At 50.3% G+C, this 24,827-nt stretch carries 24 protein-coding genes and 1 pseudogene; 20 read left to right on the top strand and 5 right to left on the bottom strand.

What is annotated here, in order from left to right:
• From BACFIN_RS23020 to BACFIN_RS08490, 10 genes and pseudogenes are all read left to right on the top strand, one after another.
• Positions 1–196: pseudogene (locus tag BACFIN_RS23020) on the top strand (hypothetical protein); the annotation flags it as partial.
• A gap of 1,011 nt (positions 197–1,207) precedes the next feature.
• Positions 1,208–1,792 (top strand): GAD-like domain-containing protein, encoded by a 585-nt coding sequence (locus BACFIN_RS08455; protein WP_004326084.1) that lies wholly within the window; start codon positions 1,208–1,210, stop codon positions 1,790–1,792.
• A 63-nt stretch (positions 1,793–1,855) separates the two neighbouring features.
• On the top strand, positions 1,856–2,053 hold the full coding sequence (locus tag BACFIN_RS08460; RefSeq protein ID WP_007754182.1) for a hypothetical protein: 198 nt from the start codon (positions 1,856–1,858) through the stop codon (positions 2,051–2,053).
• Positions 2,054–2,063: 10 nt separating this feature from the next.
• On the top strand, positions 2,064–2,615 hold the full coding sequence (locus tag BACFIN_RS08465; RefSeq protein ID WP_007754180.1) for a hypothetical protein: 552 nt from the start codon (positions 2,064–2,066) through the stop codon (positions 2,613–2,615).
• The gene (locus tag BACFIN_RS23325) at positions 2,600–2,779 is read left to right on the top strand and encodes a hypothetical protein (protein ID WP_229031734.1); all 180 of its coding nucleotides are present in this window, start codon (positions 2,600–2,602) and stop codon (positions 2,777–2,779) included. Before BACFIN_RS08465 ends, BACFIN_RS23325 begins: the two co-directional genes overlap by 16 nt.
• On the top strand, positions 2,694–3,488 hold the full coding sequence (locus tag BACFIN_RS08470) for a helix-turn-helix domain-containing protein (RefSeq protein WP_229031732.1): 795 nt from the start codon (positions 2,694–2,696) through the stop codon (positions 3,486–3,488). The genes BACFIN_RS23325 and BACFIN_RS08470 overlap by 86 nt, the downstream gene beginning before the upstream one ends.
• A 31-nt stretch (positions 3,489–3,519) precedes the next feature.
• On the top strand, positions 3,520–4,422 hold the full coding sequence (locus BACFIN_RS08475; protein ID WP_007754177.1) for an RteC domain-containing protein: 903 nt from the start codon (positions 3,520–3,522) through the stop codon (positions 4,420–4,422).
• Positions 4,423–4,457: 35 nt separating this feature from the next.
• Positions 4,458–4,886, top strand: coding sequence for a helix-turn-helix domain-containing protein (locus BACFIN_RS08480; RefSeq protein WP_008648468.1), 429 nt, complete (start codon positions 4,458–4,460; stop codon positions 4,884–4,886).
• Complete coding sequence (locus BACFIN_RS08485) at positions 4,849–6,921, top strand: bifunctional DNA primase/helicase (protein ID WP_007754174.1); 2,073 nt, start codon at positions 4,849–4,851, stop codon at positions 6,919–6,921. The genes BACFIN_RS08480 and BACFIN_RS08485 overlap by 38 nt, the downstream gene beginning before the upstream one ends.
• Positions 6,922–7,329: 408 nt before the next feature.
• On the top strand, positions 7,330–7,848 hold the full coding sequence (locus BACFIN_RS08490; protein WP_004326099.1) for a dihydrofolate reductase family protein: 519 nt from the start codon (positions 7,330–7,332) through the stop codon (positions 7,846–7,848).
• Positions 7,849–7,946: 98 nt separating this feature from the next.
• On the opposite strand, the gene topB is transcribed toward BACFIN_RS08490, so the two are convergent.
• Positions 7,947–10,034, bottom strand: a complete 2,088-nt coding sequence (gene topB, locus BACFIN_RS08495; protein WP_007754171.1) for a type IA DNA topoisomerase — start codon at positions 10,032–10,034, stop codon at positions 7,947–7,949.
• Positions 10,035–10,060: 26 nt separating this feature from the next.
• Positions 10,061–11,383 carry a DUF3945 domain-containing protein gene (locus BACFIN_RS08500; protein WP_007754170.1) on the bottom strand — a complete coding sequence of 441 codons (1,323 nt, stop codon included), beginning with the start codon at positions 11,381–11,383 and terminating at the stop codon, positions 10,061–10,063.
• A 545-nt stretch (positions 11,384–11,928) separates the two neighbouring features.
• Between BACFIN_RS08500 and BACFIN_RS08505 the strand changes: the two genes are divergently transcribed.
• Entirely contained in the window at positions 11,929–12,630 is a 702-nt protein-coding gene (locus tag BACFIN_RS08505; RefSeq protein ID WP_007754166.1) for a DUF6088 family protein, read from the top strand.
• Positions 12,631–12,639: 9 nt separating this feature from the next.
• The gene (locus BACFIN_RS08510) at positions 12,640–13,656 is read left to right on the top strand and encodes a nucleotidyl transferase AbiEii/AbiGii toxin family protein (protein ID WP_007754159.1); all 1,017 of its coding nucleotides are present in this window, start codon (positions 12,640–12,642) and stop codon (positions 13,654–13,656) included.
• A gap of 43 nt (positions 13,657–13,699) precedes the next feature.
• On the opposite strand, the gene mobC is transcribed toward BACFIN_RS08510, so the two are convergent.
• From mobC to mobA, 3 genes are read right to left on the bottom strand one after another with little or no spacing between them, the layout of a single operon-like run.
• Positions 13,700–15,709 (bottom strand): conjugal transfer protein MobC, encoded by a 2,010-nt coding sequence (gene mobC / locus BACFIN_RS08515; RefSeq protein WP_007754157.1) that lies wholly within the window; start codon positions 15,707–15,709, stop codon positions 13,700–13,702.
• Positions 15,710–15,729: 20 nt separating this feature from the next.
• Entirely contained in the window at positions 15,730–16,998 is a 1,269-nt protein-coding gene (gene mobB / locus BACFIN_RS08520; protein WP_007754156.1) for a conjugal transfer protein MobB, read from the bottom strand.
• The gene (gene mobA, locus BACFIN_RS08525; protein WP_007754154.1) at positions 16,983–17,405 is read right to left on the bottom strand and encodes a conjugal transfer protein MobA; all 423 of its coding nucleotides are present in this window, start codon (positions 17,403–17,405) and stop codon (positions 16,983–16,985) included. The genes mobB and mobA overlap by 16 nt, the downstream gene beginning before the upstream one ends.
• Positions 17,406–17,967: 562 nt before the next feature.
• Between mobA and BACFIN_RS08530 the strand changes: the two genes are divergently transcribed.
• From BACFIN_RS08530 to traJ, 8 genes are all read left to right on the top strand, one after another.
• Complete coding sequence (locus BACFIN_RS08530; RefSeq protein WP_028728951.1) at positions 17,968–18,750, top strand: ParA family protein; 783 nt, start codon at positions 17,968–17,970, stop codon at positions 18,748–18,750.
• Position 18,751: 1 nt separating this feature from the next.
• Positions 18,752–19,180, top strand: coding sequence for a DUF3408 domain-containing protein (locus BACFIN_RS08535; protein ID WP_007478184.1), 429 nt, complete (start codon positions 18,752–18,754; stop codon positions 19,178–19,180).
• Positions 19,181–19,182: 2 nt separating this feature from the next.
• Entirely contained in the window at positions 19,183–19,812 is a 630-nt protein-coding gene (locus BACFIN_RS08540; protein ID WP_007478186.1) for a hypothetical protein, read from the top strand.
• A gap of 170 nt (positions 19,813–19,982) precedes the next feature.
• Positions 19,983–20,279, top strand: a complete 297-nt coding sequence (locus BACFIN_RS08545; RefSeq protein ID WP_004308755.1) for a DUF4134 domain-containing protein — start codon at positions 19,983–19,985, stop codon at positions 20,277–20,279.
• A gap of 10 nt (positions 20,280–20,289) precedes the next feature.
• Positions 20,290–20,652: a DUF4133 domain-containing protein gene (locus tag BACFIN_RS08550; protein WP_007566699.1), complete on the top strand. Its 363-nt coding sequence runs from the start codon at positions 20,290–20,292 to the stop codon at positions 20,650–20,652.
• A complete protein-coding gene (locus tag BACFIN_RS08555; protein ID WP_007566701.1) occupies positions 20,649–23,162 on the top strand; it encodes a TraG family conjugative transposon ATPase in 2,514 nt (837 codons plus the stop codon). Before BACFIN_RS08550 ends, BACFIN_RS08555 begins: the two co-directional genes overlap by 4 nt.
• Positions 23,163–23,173: 11 nt before the next feature.
• The gene (locus BACFIN_RS08560) at positions 23,174–23,800 is read left to right on the top strand and encodes a DUF4141 domain-containing protein (RefSeq protein WP_007566703.1); all 627 of its coding nucleotides are present in this window, start codon (positions 23,174–23,176) and stop codon (positions 23,798–23,800) included.
• Between the two features lie 19 nt (positions 23,801–23,819).
• Positions 23,820–24,815, top strand: a complete 996-nt coding sequence (traJ, locus tag BACFIN_RS08565) for a conjugative transposon protein TraJ (protein ID WP_028728967.1) — start codon at positions 23,820–23,822, stop codon at positions 24,813–24,815.
• Positions 24,816–24,827: the final 12 nt, after the last annotated feature.

Genomic DNA, 24,827 nt, shown 5'->3' with positions numbered 1-24,827 from the left:
AACAGAGAGTAAGAAAACAGCAAACTTGACTACTTTGTCCGGATTAGAAACTTTGAGAAAGCTAAAAAATATTGAGCTTAAATATTATAAGTTAGATTTGGAAGATGCCAAGAAAAGACTTTCTTCAAATCCTGCTTTAAGGCTTTTCAAAGTGAATAATATCAATATACCATTAACGAAGCGTGATAACGCCTAACGGCGTTCCCCGCTTAGCCATTACTAACAAATATGGATTATATATTTTATAGACTATATCGAATGTATGAAAAGCATGGCGACCCACCATACCTTAGTGCTGTCATCCACTTATGTTATAGCTTGGGCATATCACTCATTATAGCCTTTTTCGCTATTAAGGAATGGTATGACATGCAACATAAATATGCGTGGTTCTTAGAGGGACTTTATAGCTTATGCTTCTTACTCGTTCCTTTATGTCTGTTAATCATATATTGCTGTATTCGATACAGGAAAAAGAAAATTCTGGAATTAAAAAAGAAGTATCAAGGTTGCACAAGAAACAAGCTAATTTCTAATTGGATGATATTCTGCATTCCGATTTATATCGCAATCATAGGAATTTTAATTTTTCGTAAACTGTTTATAGCTTGATAAATCGGCAGAAAAATTCGATTAGTCTTATAAATAATAAAGTTAGTAACAACGAAAGATAGCATCTAACGATGCTCCTTTCTAACCATTAATATTAAATCTGTTATGAGTTGGTATAAGTATTGGTATTACACAATTTTCTTTATTTATGATTCCTTTGGTAAAGACAGAGAACAGAATAAAGCATTTTCTGTTGTGTGTTTTAGTTTTATCATATATATGGTATATAGCTTATTGGGAGCTTATACAAATATGATGTTTGAAAATCCAATTCTAAAGTATATTGCGCATCCTTGTTCACATTTCATCTTTATAATAATGATTTATTGCCTTAATGGATTCTTGTTTTGGCCGGAAAAGAAAGCAAGGATAGGAAGAAGCATTTATCGGGAAAAGAATGAGAAAAAGAAGAATGTGATTTGTATCATGCTAACATTAGTAATTTTTGTAATATACTTTATTTGTGCGTTTTCTTACAAAGGAAAATTTATGTATATACCAAATTGAAACATCCAACAAAACAATATTAACAAGGAAAGCTAACCCCTAAACGGTGTTCCTTTCCAACCCATTAGTAATAAATAGCACAATCAATATGTACGAAAAATTTTTAGATAAGAGCCTAAACAGCACTCGCCAAACGGTAGATGATACTTTTATTGCAAAATATGCTAATGCGGTATCAGAAAAAATTATCGAACTTTGGAAAGAAGTTGGACTTGGAACGTTTTGTGATGGATTGTTCAGAATTATTAACCCCAATAAATATCAGACAATAGTAGATGATAGTTATCCTCTGTATGAGTATGAAACTGTAACTCCATTTATGACAACTGTTTTTGGAGATATTTTTGCTTATGTTAAGAATCCCGTGATAGGAGATTATGTCGTATTCATCAATGTGAGATACGGAACATTCAAGATTTTATCCGAGAATGTTGATATACTATTGAATGTGGTAATTTTCAACAAGAGTTGTTTGGAATCATGGTTCTCCTTAAATAAATATCCTATGATAAAATCAGAAAAGGATGTTCCTACATTGGATGAATGTTACGGATATGTCCCAGCATTGGTATCGGGTGGTATAGAATCAATAGATAATATCAAAATTCTAAAAGCTATTCCATATATAGAAACGGTACTCCAATTTATTGGGGATTTGAAGCGAGTGCGATAGAATATATTACTAACAAACCGGGATAACGGACTAACGTCGTTTCCCGCTTAGCCATTAATCAATATGAGTAACCTTATCATAGTAAATAGATTTGGAAAAGTTCTGATATGGGTATGGAACAGATGTATAAAGAAAACTGCCATTCCTTATGAAGAACTTGATTTCCATTACCCCGATTGGGCTTTCATTATTACAGGTTGTATCTTTTTCGGGGTTGTGGTAGGTGTTACCCTGCTTTATTTTGCTTTTATAAAACAATAGACTATTTCCAATGAAAGCCCGACTTAAATACCCGATATTCAGCTTTGCCCCCAAAGGCAACATGATATACGTGTTTCGCAAGGAAGAACTGTACACAACGACCAATACCGAGTTGTTGAAGAAGCGGAAGAACTACATTGTAGTGGATGCAACCGGGACGAAATATGTTGAAAAGGGGGCGCACAAAGTGAAGTGGCAAGGGATATTCGGATATTGCATCAGGATGCAGGGACGTGTGATTTCCATTGAATACGAGTACGGGGACAACCCCGAACCGTTCCCACTACGAAAACTGCAAGAACTGGTAGCGGAACGATACCCCAAGACACGGTGGTTCAAGGAAGAATGCAGGAACAGCGCAGACGAGTTCCGGCAAGCGATTTTCGCCTGCAAGACCTTTGAGGAAGTGGCGGACATACTGATGCCCGAACAAAAAACGAGCGTTTGGCAGCGCATTGAAGAATATTTCCTGCGGGCAGGTTTTCTTATGCTTGCCGCCATGTTCCTTTATCACGTGGTTTGGCGGCTAATCCAAAAGTTTTGGCTATGGGCTACCGGGTAACGTACAGAAAACAAATCAATTTATTCAAATATGGAACAACGGATTACATCATTATTGCTGCCCGCTCCCGAAGCGGAACTGGAAGCGTCCTGCAAGGAACTGGACGAAAAGGTAACATGGCTGCTGCACAACAGCCGGAAAATGGACAACTACTTGGAACTTGAACCGTTCAGCAAGGACGGGCGGCTGTGCGCCCGCGTGTGCGACACGCTCAAGAGCCTGCCGGAAACGCCGACACTGGCGACATACAAGGACTACAAGGCAATCATTATCCTGCTGGGTATGTCCACCACCCATTACGCCATACTGGACGAACTGGCGGAACAGCACCGCAAGCGGGACGAGATACCCGAACTGACCGCCTACTGCGATGCGCTCCACTGGATGCGACCGGGACGGCAGTACCTCTGCAACGTGTACAACACGGTATGCCACGCTTTCTACCTGCTACGGAGAAACCCGGTAAGGGACAACCGCCTGCTGGTGACGGAAAAGGAACTGCGCCACGCCGAACGGATGCTGCCGGAGCTGGGCAGGCAGACATTCACCGAAATGGTGCGTCTGAAAGGCTACATGGTCTATGATGCCGAGCAACTGGCGGACAAATGCGGCATGGAATACGGCTCGTTCCGACGGAAGGTAAAGAAAATGACCGGGTACACGGCTAAGGAATGGGTGATAAAGGAGCGTGCAAAGGACGTGGAACACTACCTGAAGAACACCAACCTCACACTTACCGAAGTGGCGTTCACCACCGGGTTCGCATCGACATCGAACCTGAACGACTTCTGCAAGGCTTACTTGCTGGACACACCGGGTGAGATACGCAGAAAAGCGCAGGAAACAAGAAAATGCACAGTTACAAGAACGTAATGTGAAAAATCAAGAATAAAACAGATTTTTTATGCCCGTAACTTTGTGCTTCATAAAAGATAAGCACAAGGTTATGGAACATAAGATACCGTTGGAAACATACTTCGCCGGACTGCTTCAAAAAGTGGAATGGCAGATACTGGAATACGAGGACACCGCAGCGGACACGCTGACGCTCTGCCGCCTGTGCGTGGACTACCTGCAAGAGATACTGGGCGAACTCAAAAACTTTATAATCTCCTACCCGTTCGCCAGCACGGAAGAGGAAATACACTTCTTCAAGGAACTGAAACCGCTTTTAGCGAGCAAAATCATCTATTACAACACCGTTTACAAGATAGAGGTGCGCTTCCCCAGCGGTAGCGAGGAAGTGCAAAGGGACTACCTGCTGTCGGAAACCGACCGGATTTCAAAGTCGTTCCAGCGGAACTTGGCGTTCTACCAGTACCACCGAACGAAAGCCACCTACTTGGACAGGCAGTATTTCATGCGTGGGAAGCCTGACATACAAATCATCGTGGACAGTTTCTATTACGAAACAGACCCACAGTTCAGCACCAGTCACGATTTCAAGGTAGCCAAGATTTTAGCCAACGAACTGCTGGAAATATACCTCACCAACCGTCTGCACGAGCTGGAACGCCGGGAACAACGCAAGCGGGTGAAGAACGGCTTCATGGGAAAGGTGTTGCGCTGGACGGGGACGAAAAGGGCGTTGGTGGAACTTATCTACGCACTGGACGCCTGCGGCTGTCTGAACAAGGGGACGGTTGATATTAAGGAGATTGTAGCCTACTTTGAATACGTGTTCGACATCGACCTCGGCGACTTCTACCACACCTACATGGAACTAAAAGCCAAGACCAAAGACCGAACGGGCTTCCTCTCCACCCTGAAAGACAGGTTGCTGATGCGCATGAGGGAGCAGGATTAGGCAACCGTGCTTTAACAAAATTTATTTCGCCACAGGTGGGTACATCTGTGGCGTTTTATTTTTCAGGACACCCGAACTTTGCGGCAAATCAATTAGTTACCGTTATGGAAATAATAACATTCGAGTCCAAAGCCTACAAGGAACTGGACAACAAGATTACCGCCATTGCCGACTACATCTTCAACCACATGGAAACGGCAAGGCAAAGCGAGGAAGACATGTGGGTGGACAGCTACGAGGTCTGCACGTTCCTGAAAATAAGCGAAAAGACCCTGCAACGCCTGCGGGTGTCGGGGACTATCGCCTATTCCAACATCAGGGGACGTTACTTCTACAAGGTCAGCGAGATACGCCGGATGCTGGAAGAACGCCTGATAAGGAGCAACAAGGAGAACATCGACAACCTGATAACCAACCACCAGTTGTATGCTAAGGAAAGAGGAAATCTTAGAAAGAACAAGTAACGGGCTGGCGGTGTTCAAACACTACCTGCCCGGCAATTGGCGCATAGGTCGCAACTTCCTTAACCCGCTGTACGAGGACAGCAAGGCTTCCTGCAACATCTATTTCGACCGCCGGGGCGGTATCTACAAGATGAAGGACTTCGGCAACGACAGTTACAGCGGCGACTGTTTCTTCCTCGTGGGGCAGTTAAAGGGGCTGGACTGCAACCGGGCGGCTGACTTCGTGGAGATACTGGAAATCATCGACCGGGATTTGGGCTTGGGGCTGGCTTCCGGCATTCCGGTTTCCGTTCCCCCGGCAACCGTCTGCCGGGCAGTGCCGGACAAACCCGAAGAAACGCCCGAAAAGCCCGTCAAGCCCTACCAGTTCCGGGAACAGAAGTTCCCGCTTGCCGAACTGGTGTACTGGCAACAGTACGGCATCACGCCCGAACTGCTGGAACGTTACAAGGTCTGCTCGCTCCGGGAATACAACAGCGAAACGGCAGAGGGCAAACCGTACACCTACACTTCATCGGTGGCAGAACCCATGTACGGCTACAAGGGCAAACAGCACATCAAGCTGTACCGCCCGTTCTCCACGCCCCGCTTCCTCTACGGCGGCAGCTTCGGCGAGAACTACTGTTTCGGGCTGGAACAACTGCCAGCCAAAGGCGACACGCTATTCATCACGGGCGGCGAGAAAGACGTGCTTTCGCTGGCGGCGCACGGTTTTCACGCTATCTGCTTCAATAGCGAAACAGTGACTATACCGCCCACGCTGGTCTATCGGCTGACGTTCCGCTTCAAACACATCGTCCTGCTCTTTGACATGGACAAGACGGGCAGGGAAAGTTCATGCAAGCAGGAAAAACTGTTGGAAGAATTTGGCGTGAAACGCCTGCTGCTCCCGCTTCCGGGAACGAAAGAGGAAAAGGACATATCCGACTACTTCAAAGCCGGGAACACCCGTGAAGATTTCCTGAAACTGTTTATCGAATTTTTAGACAACCTGTATAGCGATACATTGATTATGCTTAAATCGTGCGAGATAGATTTCAACAACCCGCCCGCCAAAGCGCAAGAGATTATTTCGGCGGGTGACGTTCCGCTGGGGACACAAGGCAACCTGTTCGGCATCACCGGGGGCGAGGGAACGGGCAAGAGCAATTATGTAGCCGCAATCGTGGCGGGCTGCATCTGCCCGGCTGGTGAGGACATAGATACACTGGGCATACAGATAACCGCCAACGGCAAACACAAGGCGGTCTTGCTCTATGATACCGAGCAATCAGAAGTGCAACTGTTCAAGAACGTAAGCAACCTGCTGGCACGTGCCAAACAGCCGGACAAACCCGATGAACTGAAAGCGTTTTGTCTTACCGGTATGTCACGCAAAGAACGCCTGAACGCCATTGTACAAAGCATGGACAAGTTCTACTACCAGTACGGCGGCATCCAGTTGGTCGTCATTGACGGCATCGCAGACCTTGTTAAGAGTGCCAACGATGAAGCGGAAAGCGTGGCGGTGATAGATGAACTTTATCGGCTGGCGGGCATCTACAACACGTGTATTCTGTGCGTGCTGCACTTCGTCCCCAACGGATTGAAACTGCGGGGACATTTGGGCAGCGAGTTGCAGCGCAAGGCGGCTACTATCCTGTCCATTGAGAAAGACGAAGAACCTACCCAGTCGGTGGTAAAAGCCCTGAAAGTAAGGGACGGAAGCCCGCTGGACGTGCCGCTGATGCTCTTTGCTTGGGACAAGGAAGCCGGGATGCACGTGTACAAGGGCGAGAAACCACGTGAGGAAAAGGAGAAGCGCAAGGAAAGGGAACTGGTGAATGTCGCACGTGACATCTTCGGGCGGCAGACACGCATCACCTACATAGACCTTTGCGAGCAGTTGCAGCAGGTATTGGACATCAAGGAGCGCACCGCAAAGAGCTATATCCGCTTCATGCGGGAAAGGGACATCATCACCAAAGACACGGCGAACCAAAGCTGTTTTGTCATCGGTTCATATAATCTTCAAAGGAACGCAAGCTGCCCGTAGGCGTATGGGCTGAACTTGTGTATTTTTAGGTGCTTGTGTCCTGCCCTGTTGTGATAACACGGCAGGATTTTTTCTGTTTGCACGTGATTTTTCAGGGTATTTGCTTAACTTTGCAGAAGTTACACGGAAAAGTAACGGCAGTTGGACGGCGGTTGCCGGAATATTGCCTTTATATATAACATATACGTTCGCCGAACGTCCCAAAGTAGAAAACTGGCACTTTTCAAAAAGAGGGGATATTCAGCGCAGGATATGCTATGCGTTTGTCATAGCGTGGCTGCACTGTTTCCTCTTTTGGGTATGCCAGTACCTCTACTTTGAAACAGCGTCATGCCACGCTTTCTTTTTGGGGGTGGCGGCTAACGTGCCAAGACAGTAGGGATTTATATCACTTTAATACCTGACAATATGGAACAAATCAAAGCGCACATCGCCGTATCGCTGGACGGGCATACCGCCACGCCGGACTATGAACTGGACTGGATGCCCCGTGAGGTCAAGGAACTGGCGGCAAGGGAACACGCCGCCGCAAGCTGCCTGCTTATGGGGGCTAACACCTACAACTACATCTTTGAACACTGGGGCGGGTGGCCGCACAAAAGCAAACGGTCTTTTGTGGTGTCACACTACGATACCAACGTGACGCCGGACTGCGGGGTGGAGTTCCTGACCGAAGAACCGCTGCAAAGGGTCTATGAACTGAAACAGGAAACCGACATGCTGGTGGTGGGTGGCGGCAAGCTGCTTACTTCATTGATTAAAGCCGGACTGCTGGACAGCCTGACAATCTACACCGTCCCGGTCATGGCGGGCAAAGGCATCGGTTTTGTCGGGGAAACATCCGGCTCGCTGTGGAAGCTCTCGGAAAGCAGGGTGCTGGATAACGGGGTGGTCTGTTCGACCTACCTGTTTGGCGGGAACATATAAAAAAATGCGCCCGGTTTCCCTCCGGGCGCAACCACTAAAATTTCAATTATTATAAGCTGTAAAACCTATCACAATGAAATTTCAGCGGCAAAGATAAGCTATTTCTTCGGTTTCGCTTTCTTTTCGGGGAATGAAAAACCGACATTGAACTGCTCGTCCAGTACCAGCGAAGCATCGAAAGCCTTGCCGTTCTTGCCCTTGAAGCCCTTGATTAGCCCGGTCTTGCGTTTCGTCACCAGCTCGACAATCTGCTTGTCGGAAAGCTGCTTGTCGCACTTGTTGCGGAATATGGTAAGCGTGCAGTCCACGTTGGAACACTTCGCCACTTTCGGGTAGAACAGGATGCGCCCGCTGCCGCATTTCGGGCAGGGGCAGGTTTCACCAGCAGCGACAGATAGCTGCACCGATAGCAGTTCTGCGGTGATTTGCGTTGCGTACACCTCGATGCCCTTCCGGAACGTGTCCGCATCCATGCTGCCCGCTTCTATCTTGGCAAGGGCGGTTTCCCACATGCCCGTCATTTCGACATCGGCGATCTTCTTGTCCTTGACAATCCCATAAACGGCAAGCCCCTTGTCGGTAGGCACAAGGTTCTTCTTCTCACGCACGATGTACTGGCGGGCGAACAGCGTTTCGATAATCGCCGCACGAGTGGCGGGCGTGCCTATCCCGGCATCTTTCAGGCTGGCTTTCAGTTCGGCATCTTCCAGTTCCCTGCCTGCGTTCTCCATTGCCGCCAACAGGCTGCTTTCCGTGTGCAGCGGTTTCGGCTTGGTCTGCTTTTCGAGCAGATCCACGCCGGAGAGTGGCAAATATTCTCCCTCTTGGAGTGGCGGCAGGCTGGCGGCTTCTTCATCCCCGCCCGTTTCCTGCTCGCCGAACACGGCACGCCACCCGGCTTCTTTCATCACAGACCCTTTCACCGTGAAGTCGGTATCTCCCCCTGACAGCAAGGCGGTGGTAACGTCTTTCACGCACTTGCCCGAAAAGGCTTCCAGCATACGCCCGGCTACCAGCTCGTAAACCGCCCGCTCGTCTTTGGAAAGTTCGCCGGGCAGGTTCTCGGTAATGATTAAGGCGTGGTGGTCGGTCACTTTGCCGTCATTCACGCTGCGGCGGTTCAGGGGTGTGCCGTCCAGCCCGGCGGCATACCCGGCAAAGCGGGGGTATTGCCCCAGCAGGGCGACACGTTCCGGCATTTCATCGAAAACGTCCTCCGGAATATAGCGGCTTCCGGTTCTTGGGTAGGACATCACTTTCTTTTCATACAGGCTTTGCGCTATGGAAAGCGTCTTGTCAGCCGAGAAGTTCAGCTTCGTGTTCGCTTCCTTTTGCAGCGTGGTAAGGTCGTACAAAAGCGGCGGTTCTTGGCAGGCTTCTTTCCTCTCAACGGATTTAACCACAAGTTGCCCGGCATCCTTTACCCGTTGCAGGGCGGCTATGGCTTCGGGCTGCTGTTCCCACTTGGCGGTCGATTGGGCGGTAAAATTTATTCCCCCGCTGGCGGTCGCCGCTTTGAGTTGCCAAAACTTGGCGGGTACGAAATTCTTGTTCTCCAAATAGCGGCTGCATATCATCACGAGCGTGGGTGTCTGCACCCTGCCCAGCGAGAACACCCCCTGCCCGGCGGCAACGCTCAACGCTTGGGTGGCGTTTATCCCTATCAGCCAGTCCGCTTCGCTGCGGGACTTGGCAGAGAGGTAAAGGTTATCGTAACGCTCTCCCGGCTGCAAGTTATCCAGCCCCTCACGGATTGCCTTGTCGGTAAGGCTGCTTATCCACAGGCGCACAAATGGTTTCCGGCAGTTCAGGTAATGGAAGATATAGCGGAAGATTAACTCACCCTCACGCCCGGCATCGGTGGCGACAATAATCCGGTCGCACTGGTCGAACACTTCCTTTATCACTTTCAACTGTTTCAGCACGCCGGGGTCTGCCTTGTAGCCTTTCTCCGCTTTTACCTGACGGGGGATTAGCTGGAAATCGGGCGGCAGTATGGGCAGGCTCTCCCTGCGGAAGTTCGCCACGCCGTAGGCTTCCGGCATGGCAAGCTGGATTAAGTGGCCGAACGCCCATGTCACCATATACCCGTTGCCGGAAAGATAACCGTCATTACGCCCGGTCGCACCGATGATGCGGGCGATGTCCTTTGCCACGCTGGGCTTTTCTGCTATCAATGCAATCATAATTCTTTACTTTTTAATGGTGGATATTACATTTTCATTCCTCTGGACTTCTTGGGCTTGTCAGCTTTCAGGCTCTTGTCCTGCGCTTTCTCCTGCTTCTCTTTCTGCTTGGCGGTGGGCTTGTCCTGACCCTGTTTCAACGGCTCTTTGCCCTGCTTGGTGGCTTCGTTGGTCTTGCCCCCCGAATTGACCGCCACCTGCGTCCGGCTCTCGGCGGTGGGGGTAACGTCTTTCGGCTGCACCTTGTCGGGGGATTTGCCCTGTGCGCCGGGCTGTACATGACCGTTGAACTCAACGCCCTTGCCGTCCTTTAGCCCGGCGACCTGCCGCTCTGCGGGCTGCTGCCACTGCTGCAAGAACTGGACGGCGGCACGGGGCAGGAACTCCAAGCCACGCTCCACCGCACTGACCTGCAAATAGGCACTGCGCTGCGTGCCGTCCCTGAATTGCAGGTTTTCCATTTTCACCGCTTGCCCGGCTTCAAAGGCGGCTTTCTGTTCCGGACTGACTTGCACGTTACAGATTGTATCGGGGCATTTCCACTTGTCAGCCCGCATATACTCCAGTTCGTGCGTGTACCTGTCCCGGCTGACGAACACGGGGATTTGCTCGCCGCTTTTGGGGTCTTTGATTTCAGCGATGCCGCCCAAGTTGCCAGTGCCTTGCAAGTTGCCCTGTTCCTGCTTGGTGAACTCGTGTTCATGGAACGGGCGTTGCAGCAGTTTCTCGTCCTGCTGCACGCCGTGCAGCTTGGGTACTACCATGCCGTCCTTTGCCTGATAGAAAGAGAGCTTGACATCGGTAGGTTTGAGGTAGAAGCCGCCCACCGTCCCCGAAACGGTGTAGGTGTTGCGGGACTTGTAGCCACGCATCACCCGGTCGAAGTCCCTCGTGTTTTTCAGGGTGTCGGCGGTGATGCCGACTTTTTTCAGGTTCTCCCAGTCGATTTTTGCAGGGTCGAAGCGGTAGCCCTGCTTGAACTCGTGGAAGTCGGGCTTCGGAACTCGAAGCATTTCAGCCCGCTTGTCACCCTCCGGTGTAGGGTTGCGGTGGTTGTCCTCGATTGCCTTTGCGTCCCGCTCCGCTTCGGAAGCCTTGACGCTGAACAGTTCCAGCCCGGAAGTGTCCTGATACTTGCGGTAGAAGTTGGAAATGAAGTTGCTGAACACATCGCTGTTCTTGTCCACCTGCATGAACTCGCCGCCGTGTCCGGTAGTGGGTGGCATGGTCTGCAAATTGCCGTCCTTGTCGATACCCTTAACGGCACTCACCTTTCCCTGCTGTTTATCCAAGACCAGCAGCACGTCTTTTTCCTGCCCCTCTGCGGGCGGGGTCATTCTGTTTGCCATAAATAATTGGAATTTTAGTGGTTACGGGAATAGTCCCGCCCAAAGGTAGCGACTAAATATGCTATATTTGGACGGGCGGCAAGGACTGTCCGAATTTGTCCTGCGCTGTCTGAAATTGTCCGGGTGGGATGAAATTCTGCAACCATTGGTTGCAGAATTGAAAAGGGCATAAAAAAGAGAGCGAAGTTAATCACTCTCTTGGAGTGAGCCATTTATGAGCCATTTAATTATAGACCTTATGCCTTATAATCAACGACTTATTAAAATTTGCATTATGCTTGCGAGCCATTTGTGAAGCGTTTATGAAACGTTTGCTATTTTATCAATAGGCTAATAATGAGCTACATATCAAAATTAATACTGAAATACAGCTTATTTTTGGAACGTTTGTGAAGCGTTTGGCAAGCCTTTGATTGAGTTTCCGTTATTCTTCTATTATCAGGTGACACGACAAAAAGAAAACATCTTCGGCAAAATCTTTGTTATGTTTTTGCAGGTGATTACATAATATACTATCTTTGCATATAGAAACAAAGGACATAAATATGGCTTCATTCAGAAAAGAGATACTTGGGCAGATTGAACGGATAGATACCGGGCGTATATTCACGTTCCGGGATTTGTCGTTTGAAACGGAAAAGACCGCCAATGTTGCGGTGCTACTTTCCGAACAGAGCCGCAAAGGGGTACTGGTACGGGTTGAAAAGGGGGCGTACTACCGTCCCAAGAAATCAGTGCTGGGACTGGGAAAGCTGCCTGTCTATCAGGATGAACAGTTCCGCTACCTGACTGAAAAACTGAACGGCTATATCACGGGGGCTTACGTCTATAACAAAATGGGGCTGACCGAACAGGTAGCCACAACCATAACGATAGCCACTCCTAACCCGGTTCGCCGTTTCCGTTTCAAGAACTTGGATATAGAGTGCGTGAAAGCCTACTGCATGGTCTATCCGGATGAAAGCCTTGTCCCATACTTGCGGCTGCTCGATGCGATAAAGGACATGAAGCGCATACCCGGAACAACCGGGCAGGACATCTACAACCGGGTCAAAAGCCAATATTTCAACGGGTACAGCCTGCCGGAACTGGAAAAAATCGTATCTTTGGCGAAAAGTTACCCGCCACGTGTCAGAAAGGTGGTGGCGGACATACTGGGCGACATCAGACAAACCGTGTTGCAAACGGAAATGGTAAAGACCATTCTTCCCACGACACGGTTCAACTTGGATTATAAAACAGCATAGGACAGAAATATGAATTTACATTCGGACAAGGAAGCGTTCAAGGAAATCATCGCACTGGCGGCTGAACATTTCGGCTACGAGCAGTCGCACGTGGAAAAGGATTACTGGGTATCGAAGATACTGCGGGATATTTCCATGTCCGAATATGCGGATAAGACCTACTTCAAAGGCGGAACTTCACTTTCCAAAGCCTACGGGCTGATAGAACGTTTCTCGGAAGATTTGGACTTGTTCGTGTTCACGGGTGACAAAGGTGCGTCCAAGCAGGCGGAAAAGACATTGAACAAGAAACTTTCCAAATACATAGCCGAACTCAATAGTGACATATACAAGGAAGATTTGTCGGAAACGGGCGGTAATTACCGTAAACTGTATTTCTCGTATGACAATGTATTTCAAGGCGTGGGACTGAAAGAACATTTGGAAGTAGAGATAAAATCCTGTGACCTGCCGGACAAAAAACGGATGTTCTACCCGGCGGACAAGCGGGTTATCAAACCGATTGTGACCGCCTTTCTTGAAAGCATCGGGCAAGAGGAACTGATAAGCACCTACGGGCTGGGAAGTTTTGAAACGCAGTGTATCAACCCCCGAAAGACTATCTGCGACAAGGTTTCAAGGCTGGTAAAGCTGTCTTACAATGAGGATGCAGCCGCACTGTTGGCAAAGCATATCCGTGACGTTTACGACTTGTCGGCACTCTACCACAATCAGGAATATAACGATTACCTACATTCGGAAGATTTCTTGGATGCCATGTACCGGGTGACGATAGAGGACGGACTAAATAAAAACTCCCGTTCGCACTTGTCGCTGGCTGATGCACCGATATTCAAGGATGCCGAAGCGGTCATGGCGTTGCCCGAAGTGGCTACGGCGTACACTGCCGATTTGAAGAAACTGACTTTCGACAAAAGCAAGATGCCGCCGATAGGCAAGGCTGTGGAAGCATTGAAGAACCTGCACGAAATATTAGTGCGTTTTGAAGCCTACCGCACCAAAAAGCAAAATGAAGAACAACCGTAAAGCTACATCGGCTGTTCTTCACTCCATACATTATTATATACAGCTATTCTTCCTCCTTAATCAAGTGGCATAGCTCCGGGTCGTTCTTAATCCGGGTTATCTCGTCCTCGACAATCTGCCGGACTTCCTGACGGATGCGGTCATAGTTGGCTTGTATCTCTTCCTGCATCCGGTCGTTGCCGTCCTTGTCGGTGAAGTCAATTATCTGCGGCAACTTCACGTAACGGGCGGTTTCCCGCTTCACCTTTTCATTGTCCACCACGATTTCACAGTGGAAAATCTTCTGCTCTATCCGTTCATCGAAATTGTCCGCCACAGCCCCCACGAACATACCTTGCGTGAGGTTGGATATTTTGCTGGCGGGTATCAGGCTGTCCATTTGGGTACTTATCGAGGTGGACTTCTCCCGCTGGTTGATTGTCATGCTCTGCCGTTTCTGCAACACCTTTCCGAAACGCTCCGACAGTATTTTTGCCGTTTCACCGACTACCTGACCGCTAAACACGTTGCCCACAGTATTTTGTATCACACGGCTTTCCTTGTCCCCATAGTCACGGGTAAGCTGGCTGTAATCCTGAAAGCCCAGCAGAACCGCAACCTTGTTGCTTCGGGCGGTCGCAATCAAATTATCAAGCCCACGAAAATATATAGTCGGTAATTCATCTATTATCACCGAACTTTTAAGCTGACCTTTCTTGTTTATCAGCTTCACTATTCTACTGTTATATAATCCCAGTGCCGCCGAATAGATGTTCTGACGGTCGGGATTGTTGCCGACAACCAAGATTTTAGGCTCTTTCGGGTTGTTGATGTCCAGCGAGAAATCATCACCTGTCATTACCCAGTAAAGAGCGGGTGAAATCATCCTTGAAAGCGGGATTTTCGCACTTGCTATTTGACCCTGCAACTGCTCTTGAGCGTCTGATTCCCAAGCATCTACGAACGGCGAAAGGTAGTTTTCCAGTTCGGGATAACTGCGCAAAATAGTGAATACATCGGCGTATTTCTTGTTCAATAGTTCAATGGCATGGGGGAACGTGCAATACTTACCGCCTTGATAGATACGGAGATACCAAATTATAGCCGCCAAAAGAATAATCGGGCTTTCCACGAAGAAGTCGCCCTGCTTGCTTATCCAACTTCGATTGAGGTTAAGCATTATCGTGTAGCTGGCTTCGTAGGCATCCGCAATGTCTGACATGAAGCTGGCGTTTATCGGGTTGCATCGGTGGCTCTTGCGGGGGTCGTCAAAATTGATAATGTAGAATTTGGGCTTTACCTTATACCCGTCCAAGTGGTTAAGCAAATGATTATAAGCGATTTCCGACAAATCGGGAAACTTATAATCATAGCAGTAAAGCGCAAAACCTTTCTCGATTTGCTGTTTTATGTAACTGTTCACCACTGCATACGATTTGCCACTACCCGGCGTACCCAACACAAGGCTGGCACGGAACGGGTTCACGACATTTATCCAACCGTTATTCCATTTCTTCTTATAGTAGAACCGGGTAGGCAGATTTACCGAATACTCGTTCTCGATAAGCCTTGTTTCCTGCTGGAAACTTTCGTTCTCGGTATTAAAGACATCATCCATTAGGTTGTTCTTCAACAGCCGGGACATCCATGTACCCGCCATGAGCATACAGATATAGCCCGCCGACAGCGTGGCGATATAAAACACAGTGTCCGCCGTGTGTGGCAGCGGAAGTTCCAGCAGCCACCAGTTCAGAAAAAACAACACGACACCTGCCGCAAGGCTGCAATGTATCTTCGCCCACGTTATCTTTTCCTCTTTCACGCCCTTAGTGCCGATACACGACAGGGCGAGGAACACCACCGAAAATAGTTTTGTCCAAAGAACGGACGAGAACAGCCCGGTGGTGCGCTGAAAGTTCCACAGTATCTTGTCTATCACTTCAAAGGTCACTCCCCACTCTTTCAGGGTGGAGTAACAGAACCAGTACACGTTTATTCCCACGAATAGAATACTGACAGCCCGCATAAAGTCCATGACCCTTGCAAGCCCTCTCAAATCATCTTCCTGTTGCATGATTGTAATGTTTTTTTAAGTTAGTCGATGCGCCTTGTGCGCTTCTTTTTCTTCTTTCTCTTTTGGCGGGCGGTGTCCTGCGGATCGTCACCGCCTGATGCACCGCCGCCCAGCAATCCACCGAACGCACCCAACACGGAAGCCACACCCGGAACGATGTCGGATTTCGGCATGAACCCCGGTTGTTCCTGATGCGTGGGCTGGTCTTGCTGCGGTGCTGACACTTCGGGCTGGTGCATCTTTCCGGTTTCGCCCGAAAAACGTTCGTTGAACACGTTCGCCGAATACTCCTTGCCCAAGCGTGAACCGTTCAGCACCACCCGGCTGTCATGGTCGATGAACGTAACGCCATAGATGCGCCCGCTGTCATTCTGACGGAATACCACGTCAATGCCCTGCTTCTTTAGCTGTTGTTCCAGTTCCTTGCGGCTGCGGGTGGTCTGCATGGCAGTGGCTACAATCTTCCGGGTGCGCTCTTTCAGTTTCCCGTTCCTGATTGCTTCGCCCGATTTCTCCATTCTGCGCTGCACCGCTTCATAACCCACCGACTTGCCGATGCGGGAAGCCTTTACCGGGTTGCCCGCCTTTTCGCCCTTGTCGTTCATGGCGGAATAGACAATGCCCTGATAGGGCTTGCCGTTCACTTCACCCTTGACTTCCTCGGCGCACACGTTGTAAGCGGCAAGCAAAGCCTTGTACTCCCCGAACGACTGGAAGCGGTAGCCATAGCAAGCCGCTTTCACGGTATTGCCGATTTGGTGCTTCACGTCCCCGGCGGCATAGTCCACCTTTTTAAGTTCCGGGCGTTCGGCACGTTCCTTTCGCTCTGCCGGGTGCAGCCCGTATTTCTTTTCCAGTTCACGGGTGATTTGCTTGCTGCGCCGATGCTCGAACTTGTCATTCAGCGGCTTGCCGTTCTCGTCCACCCGCAACCCCACGATGTGGATGTGGTGGCGGTCGATGTCGGTATGCTTGTACACCAAATAGGGCTGGTCGCCATAGCCCAACTTCCGCATATACTCTTTGGCAATGTCGGAAAGCTGCTGGTCGGTCAGCACGTCTTCCGGGTGCGGGTTTATGGAAATATGAAGTATCGGCTTCTTGGTGGATAGCTGGACGGGCATCTGCATTTCAAAGCTGCGCATACACTCGCCGATAGAGAAATTCCCGTCCTCGCTCAACAGCATCCGGTTGGAGAAAAGCACCTTTGCTTCCCCGCTGTCCACCTTGTTTTGGTTGTACGCCAGTGTGCCGAACATATTGCCGCCCTTGCTTATTTTGGCAACCATAGTTCCTTGCACTCGTTTGTCAGGTCGATAACCTGACGGTTCAACATCGCCAGTTCGGTGGTCGCTTTCTCTAATTTATAGAGAAAAGCCAGTGTCTTTTTCTCCGAAAAGTTGTTGTGCAACGCCTTTACAACTTGGTTGTAATTGACCGCCACGGCTCTGAATTGTGCATAAAATTCGGTCAGCCGGGCGCAATATTCTACTGCCGATTTGTCCACTTTCACCACCCGGAACGGCTCGCCGAACAGCCGGGCGGCGATGAAACGGGACTTGCTCGTGACGCCCGACTGCTCCCATTGCGAGAGGAAGCGGGCGTTCTCCCGGTCGTTCAGGTAAAGGACATGGCGATGCTTCGCCGGGTCTGCGAGGGCGGGGCGACCGCCCTTGTTAGGTTTTCTTGTTTCCATGCTTCTTTGGATTAAAAAAATTACGACTTCGGAGTGATTTTCACCCCCGCAAGGGGCAAGGCGTTTTCAGGCACGGAAAACGGTTCTATGTGCCATAGAACACACCTTGCTATTTTCTGACGAAAATCGAAATCCGTCACGGACGGATTGGGGTTAGCGTGGAACGGTAAGCCCAGCCATTCACCAGCCCTGTTTTACACCTGCGCCCCCTGCGGTTCGTTACTCCGCTGCAAAGTAACGGTGATTTATAATGCTGTAAAATAGGTGGTTGGTGGACAAAACGGGACAGCGCAGGACAAATCGGGACAAGGTTTTCAGGGGACGTTTTTTCTCCCTTTTTTTGCATCGGATTTCAATATTGAAAGCAAGATTGAAAGAAATATTCCAATCAGGAAAGAATGATTGAAAGCAGGATTTCAATAAAACATGATTGCAGGATTTCAATATTTCAAGAAAGAATGAAAGCAGGAAAACAAGATTGAAATAAAACAGTCTTTCAATATTTCAAGATTGCAATATGGAAAGAATGATTGAAAGCAATAAACAAATCTATCAACCAATAATGAACGGAAGCAATATGGAAAACGAGAAAACACCCCTTTATGTCGCCTTTTCCACACAAAAGGGCGGGGTCGGCAAAACCACCTTTACCGTGCTGGCGGCGAGTTACCTATACTACCTCAAAGGCTACAATGTGGCGGTGGTCGATTGCGACTACCCCCAGCACTCCATTGCCGGGATGCGCAAGCGGGATGCCGAGCAGGTCGGGGCGGATGAAGATTACAAGCGCATGGCGTATGAACAGTTCACCCGGCTGGGGAAGAAAGCCTACCCGGTACTGTGCAGTTCGCCCGAAAAGGCGATTGCAACGGCTGACGGATATATAGCCGCCGGACACGTGCCGGATATAGTGTTTTTCGACCTGCCCGGCACGGTGAACAGCGAGGGCGTGATAAACTCCCTTGCGGGCATGGACTACATTTTCACCCCCATTTCAGCCGACAAGGTGGTGCTGGAAAGCAGCCTGTCGTTCGCAATGGCTATCCAAAAGCTATTAGTGAAGAATGAAGCCTGCCGACTTGCAGGGCTGTACCTCTTTTGGAACATGGTGGACGGTAGGGAGAAAACAGACCTTTACACCGCCTACGACAAGACCATTAAGGAACTGGAACTGCCGCTGATGAAAACCTTTATCCCCGATACCAAACGCTACAAAAAGGAACTGGTGGCGGATAAAAAGGCGGTGTTCCGCTCCACGCTCTTTCCCGCCAGCCGCCCGTTGGTAAGGGGAAGCAACTTGGAAGAACTGATAACCGAAATAGTGTACTACATCAAATTAAAATGATATGGCAAAGCAAAGCGGCGGGATGCCGAAGATAGACGAGGATTTTATGCGGGAACTTATCTCGCAGGGTGTACCCGCCAAGCGGGAGAGCCAGCCGGATGATGAACCGCAGCCCGGCAGCGAAACGGAAACCGCCCACGAGGGACGGCAGGCTGAAACAGTGCAAGTAGAGAAACCGACACCCCGCAAGCGCAAGGGCGGTTCGGGCGACTACCGGGAAACCTACTTTCAGAAAGTGGAACTGGCAGACCGACAGCCCTTGTACGTGAGCCGAACCACGCATGAGAAGCTGATGCGTATCGTGACGGTGATAGGCGGGCGAAAGGTGACGGTAAGCAGCTACGTGGAAAACATTCTGCTGCGCCACTTCGAGCAGTACCAAGACGAGATAAACACCCTGTACGAAAGCCACTTCCAAAAGCCTGTCTGACTATGGTAATCTATTGCATACTTACCGGGCTTTTGGTGTACTACATCGCCCTGTGGCTGTGGTATCGCTACACGGACAGCCGGACATCACCGGGCAAAACGGATGATGCGCCGCTTCCACGAAACGGGGTTTCAGGCTACACGCTGATAGGTGAAAGCCGATACAAGAGCGGACAATTTCAGACAGCGCAGGACAAATCGGGACACCTCCCGCAAGCGGCTGAAAATGATACTATTTTTGCGCCGCAGGCTGACGGACTGCCGGAAGAAACGCCCGGTTACGAGAATGACGAACCCGACTACGAGGACGAGGAAATAGCCGGGTACATGGACGGTGACGATGATACCGGGCGGGCTACGGGCGTGAGCTTTGACGAACTGGGCGAAGCGGTACGCACGGCGAACGCCGACAACCCCACCGAAACGGAACAGCGGCAAGCCGCCGGGACACTGGCAAGGATTGAGGGGACGAACCTCTACGATGCGGTGGTGGAGAACATCAACGGCGGGCTGGCAAAGGTGGCGGAACTGCTGGGACGCAACGAAGCGGAACTGGCTGCGGCTGCTGTCCCTGCCGAAGCTGGCAATAAAAGCAAGGAACACGAAGCGTTCGACATGAACGATTTCCTATAATATAATAATGTATAAGCCTGACAGCATGAAACAGCGTGATTACGGTTGATTGGCAACCTGAAAACCAAACAGACAAACGGGACTATCCCCGACCACTAAAATTTCAAATTATTCACCAGCCGGGAAAGGCGGACTATCCACCCGCCGCCCGGCATTAAAAACAAATCACAATGAGAAAGAAAATCTTCTTGTCGGCGGCTATACTTGCCGCCGTGGTAAGTGCCTACGCACAAGGAAACGGGCAGGCGGGCATCACCGAAGCCACGAACCTAATCACCGGGTATTTCGACCCCGGAACAAAACTGGTGTACGCAATCGGGGCGGTCTGCGGCTTGATTGGCGGGGTAAAAGTATATAACAAGTTTTCAAGCGGCGACCCCGACACCTCAAAGACCGCCGCCAGTTGGTTCGGGGCGTGCATCTTCCTGATTGTAGCCGCCACTATCCTGCGCTCGTTCTTCCTCTAAACCTGCGGCTATGTCTGACGAGTTGTTGAGGGCTAAGCCCGAAAAATATCAGGTAAACAGGGGTATCGGGAAGCCCGTGGAGTTCAAGGGGCTGAAAAGCCAGTACCTCTTTATCTTTTGCGGCGGCTTGCTCGCCGTCTTCGTGGTGTTCATCGTCCTGTTCATGGCGGGCGTGAACCAGTGGCTATGTATCGGTTTCATCGTGTCGGCTTCGCTGCTGCTCGTGTGGCAGACGTTCCGGCTCAACGCCAAGTACGGCACGCACGGGCTGATGAAAGCCGCCGCACGCAAACGGCATCCACGCTTCATTATCAGCCGAAAGGCGATACCCCGATTATTCACCTACAAAAAAAGAAAGGAAGAAAGACCATGAGAAATATGTTAAAGGCTACCACGCTGGAAAGGAAATTCCCCCTTTTGGCGGTGGAGAACGGCTGCATCATTTCAAAGGATGCGGACATAACGGTGGCTTTCAGGGTGGAACTGCCCGAACTGTTCACCGTCACCAGTGCCGAGTACGAAGCCATACATTCGGCATGGTACAAGGCAATCAAGGTGCTGCCCGACTACTCCATAGTACACAAGCAGGACTTCTTCATCAAGGAGAACTACCAGCCCGACACGGAAAGGGACGAGCTTAGTTTTTTAAGCCGCTCCTTTGAACGGCACTTCAATGAACGCCCGTTCCTGAACCATTACTGCTACCTGTTCCTGACAAAGACGACAAGGGAGAGAAGCCGCCGACAGAGCGACTTCTCCACCCTATGCCGGGGCAGGATTGTACCGCAGGAGATAGCCGACAAGGAAGCGGCGGCAAAGTTCATCGAAGCGGTCGGGCAGTTTGAAAGGATTATGAACGACAGCGGGTTTGTCACCCTTACCCGGCTGGCGGCATCGGAAATCACCGGGCAGGACGGAAAGGCGGGCATCATCGAGAAATACTTCTCGCTATCGCAGACAGATACCACCTGCCTGAAAGACATCGGGCTGTACCCGGAAGAAATGCGTGTCGGGGACGACATACTGTGCCTGCACACGCTTTCGGACGTGGAAGATTTGCCCGGAAAGGTCGGGACGGACACACGGTTTGAGAAGCTGTCCACTGACCGGAGCGACTGCCGACTGTCATTCGCCGCCCCGGTGGGCGTGCTGTTGTCGTGCAACCACGTCTATAACCAGTTCATCTTCATAGACGACCACGCCGAAAACCTGAAGAACTTCGAGCAGACCGCCCGGAACATGCAATCGCTCTCCCGTTATTCCCGTGCCAACCAAGTGAACAAGGAATGGATAGACGAGTACCTGAACGAAGCGCACAGCAAGGGGCTTGTATCGGTGCGCTGCCACTGCAACGTCATGGCATGGAGTGACGACCGGGAAGAACTCAAACGCATACGCAACGATGTGGGAAGCCAGCTTGCGCTAATGGAGTGCAAGCCACGCCACAACACGGTCGATACGCCCACGCTCTTTTGGGCGGGCATACCCGGAAACGAAGCGGACTTCCCCGCAGAGGAAAGTTTCTACACGTTCTTGGGGCAGGCTCTCTGCCTGTTCGTGGAAGAAACGAACTACAAGAGTTCGCTTTCGCCGTTCGGCATCAAAATGGTGGACAGGGTGAGCGGTCGCCCGCTGCATATCGACATATCGGATTTGCCCATGAAGAAAGGCATCACGACCAACCGCAACAAGTTCATACTTGGGCCGAGCGGGTCGGGTAAGTCTTTCTTTACCAACCACATGGTGCGTCAGTATTACGAGCAGGGGGCGCACGTGCTGCTGGTAGATACGGGTAACAGTTACTTGGGGCTGTCCCAGCTTATCCACAACCGCACGCACGGCGAGGACGGGATTTATTTCACCTACACCAACGAGAACCCGATAGCGTTCAACCCGTTCTATGTCGAGGACGGGGTATTCGACATAGAGAAGAAAGAGAGCATCAAGACCCTTATACTCACCCTGTGGAAGCGGGATGATGAAGCCCCGAAGCGGTCGGAAGAAGTGGCGTTGTCAAACGCCGTGAGTGCCTATATCGAACTGACAGGCAAAGACCGTTCGGTAACGCCCTGCTTCAACACGTTCTACGAGTTTGTCCGGGATGATTACCGCCGACAGCTTGAACAGAAGAACGTCAGGGAAAAGGATTTTGACATAAACAATTTCCTGAACGTGCTTGAACCGTACTATCGTGGCGGTGAGTACGACTACCTGCTGAACTCCGACAAGGAACTGGATTTGTTGCACAAACGCTTCATTGTCTTTGAGTTGGACAACATCAAAGACCACAAGATTTTATTCCCGGTAACGACTATCATCATCATGGAAGCCTTTATAAACAAGATGCGCAAGTTAAAGGGAATAAGGAAGTTAATACTAATCGAGGAAGCGTGGAAAGCGATTGCATCGGCGAACATGGCGGACTATATCCGCTACCTCTACAAAACCGTCCGAAAATATTTCGGGGAAGCGATTGTAGTCACGCAAGAGATTGAGGATATTATTTCTTCCCCTATCGTGAAAGAGAGTATCATCAATAACTCGGACTGCAAAATCCTGTTAGACCAAAGAAAATATCTCAACAAGTTTGACAGCATACAGAACCTCTTGGGACTGACCGACAAGGAGCGTTCGCAGATATTGTCTATCAACATGGCGAACCACCCCGGACGGAAGTACAAGGAAGTTTTCTTCTCGCTGGGCGGCACGCAGTCGGCGGTGTACGCCACAGAAGTTTCATTGGAAGAATATTACACCTTCACGACAGAGGAAAGCGAGAAAATGGAACTGTTCGCACTTGCCGACAAGCTGGGCGGCAACCTTGAACTGGCTATCAAGAGGCTTGCAGAAAGCAAACGTAATCCCCAATCATCAACAACTTAAAAATCAGGAACATGAAAAGAACAATTCTCCTTATGGCGGTATGCCTTTGCTTCATCGGCAACGCATCCGCACAGTGGGTGGTGTCAGACCCCGGCAATTTGGCACAGGGCATCATCAACACCACCAAGCAGATAGTGCAGACTTCCACCACAGCCAAAAACACGCTGGACGGCTTCATGGAAGCGCAGAAGATTTTCCAGCAGGGAAAAGTCTATTACGATGCGCTCAAAGCGGTACACGACGTTGTCAAGGGCGGCATCAAGGTGAAGAAGTCCATTGAACTGGTGGCGGAAATATCCGAAATCTACGTGCGAAACTACCAGAACATGCTGGCTGACCCGAACTACACGCCGGATGAACTCACCGCCATTTCAGCCGGGTATGCCAAGCTGCTCTCCGAAAGTGCGGACGTGTTGCAGGACTTGAAGAATGTAGTGAACGTGACGGGTATGTCGCTGACGGATGCCGAAAGGCTGGCGGTAATCAACAACGCCTACAAAAGCCTGCTCAACTACCGCAACCTCGTGAACTACTACACCCGAAAGAACATATCCGTGTCCTACCTGCGGGCAAAGAAGAAGAACGACACAGACCGGGTGCTGGCTCTTTACGGCTCGGCGGATGAACGCTACTGGTAACATATAAATCGGTATGCCTATGTTATTAGCAGCGGTGGATTTTGACAACCTGCACCAAGTGTTGCGGGTGCTGTACGATGAAATGATGCCCTTGTGCAGCAACATGACGGGGGTAGCCAAAGGAATAGCCGGGCTGGGTGCGCTGTTCTATGTAGCCGCCAAAGTGTGGCAGTCGCTCGCACGTGCCGAACCCATAGACGTGTACCCGCTCCTGCGTCCCTTTGCGCTGGGGCTGTGCATCATGTTCTTTCCCACGTTCGTGCTGGGGACTATCAACACGGTATTGTCGCCAGTGGTGAAAGGGTGCAACCAACTTATGGAAACGCAGACTTTCGACATGAACGAATACCGGGCACAGAAAGACCGACTGGAATATGAAGCCCTGATGCGTAGCCCCGAAACGGCTTACCTCGCTTCGGACGAGGAATTTGACAGGCAACTGGAAGAACTGGGCTGGTCGCCCTCCGATATGGTAACTATGACGGGTATGTATATGGACAGGGCGGCGTACAATATAAAGAAGTCCGTCCGGGACTGGTTCAGGGAACTGCTGGAAATGCTCTTTCAGGCGGCGGGGCTGATTATAGACACGCTGCGCACGTTCTTCCTAATCGTGTTAAGCATACTGGGTCCGCTGGCGTTTGCGATTTCCGTCTATGACGGTTTCCAAAGCACGCTGACCCAGTGGATTTCACGCTATATATCCATTTACCTGTGGCTACCCGTGTCGGACTTGTTCAGCAGCGTGCTGGCACGCATACAAACCCTGATGCTACAAAAAGACATCGAGCAGCTTTCAGACCCGAATTTCATTCCTGACGGGAGCAGCACCGTGTATGTAATCTTTATGATTATCGGCATCGTGGGCTACTTCACCATTCCAACGGTGGCAAGCTGGATAGTGTCGGCTGGCGGTACGTCTGCCTATAACCGCAACGTGGCACGGGCTGGGTCAATCGCCGGGGCGGCGGTCGGTGCGGCAAGCGGGAAAGTAACCGGGAAACTACTCAAATAACCAACATCAATA

The sequence above is a fragment of the Bacteroides finegoldii DSM 17565 genome, assembly GCF_000156195.1.
GTDB lineage: Bacteria > Bacteroidota > Bacteroidia > Bacteroidales > Bacteroidaceae > Bacteroides > Bacteroides finegoldii.
This window is presented reverse-complemented; position numbering and strand designations above follow the sequence as displayed.